The following is a 979-nucleotide window of genomic DNA, read 5'->3' as shown; positions in this document are numbered from 1 at the left end:
CTTGAATTGTCAAACCAAGTGCAACGTTTTTTTGAAGTAAACTTCATAAGGTGTTTTCCAACCTAAACATTTACGTGGTCGTAAATTCAGTTTATTGATCACCTGTTGAATATCAACTTCGCTCCACTGATTGATGTCTTGGTGCTTCGGAAAGTATTCACGAAGTAACCCATTTGTATTTTCATTCGTTCCCCGTGTCCACGGTTGATGCGGCTCGGGGAAGTAAAATTCTACACCCAGTGCTTCTGTTACCAAACGATGTTGGGCAAATTCTTTACCACGGTCTGGCGTAATTGACCGCAATATATGTGAATCCAGCAATTCAATCATGGCTTTTTGGACTGCTTCGGCTTTTTTGGCAGGAATTTTCTTCACCAACTCAAAACGACTTTTGCGTTCCGTCAGCGTCAGCAAACAAGCTCCACCCGCTTTACCCAGTACGGTATCGGCTTCCCAATGTCCAAAGCGACTGCGATTTTGCGCCGAAATGGGACGGTCGTTCAAATGGTTGGATATCTGAATTTTGCCACGTTTTTCATGATGATTTTTTGTATGCCGTGTTTTGCCTTTGTGGCGCAGTTTGCGACTGGCTTTGCGTTCGCCTATATCAAACAACCCTGAATAAATACCACGATAAATGGTTGAATAACTAATGGATAATTCAGATTTTTCCAATTTTAATCGTGCGCTGATTTGTTCGGGCGACCAGTTTTCTGTCAGAAACTTTTCTTGCACCAAATTGAAATATTCAGGCTGCTCTAATTTGCGCTGTGCTTTGCTATTTTGACGATGCTTCAAATAGCTGTTTTGTGCGTTCGTTGCACTGTAGCTTTCTAGAGCGTGTCGTTTCAGCTCGCGAGAAATGGTGCTGGAGCTACGTCCCAGTGCTTTGGCAATTTCTGCTTGTTTTTTGCCCTGTGCGAGTAAAATCATTATCTTTTCTCGCTCGTTTATTGTAAGATGTCGGTAGGAAGTACTC

The 979-nt window shown here is 42.7% G+C and carries 1 protein-coding gene; it reads right to left on the bottom strand.

All coding sequences use genetic code 11. The features are described from left to right. Positions 1 to 9: 9 nt before the first annotated feature. Positions 10 to 979 (bottom strand): IS30-like element ISApl1 family transposase (locus AM305_RS11505; RefSeq protein ID WP_150084945.1); only part of this gene is annotated, 970 nt, incomplete at its 5' end.

The organism is Actinobacillus minor NM305 (assembly GCF_000175195.1).
GTDB classification, from domain to species: Bacteria; Pseudomonadota; Gammaproteobacteria; order Enterobacterales; family Pasteurellaceae; genus Haemophilus_A; species Haemophilus_A minor.
Note: the sequence above shows the minus strand (reverse complement) of the source record. Positions and strands in the feature narration are given on the sequence as shown.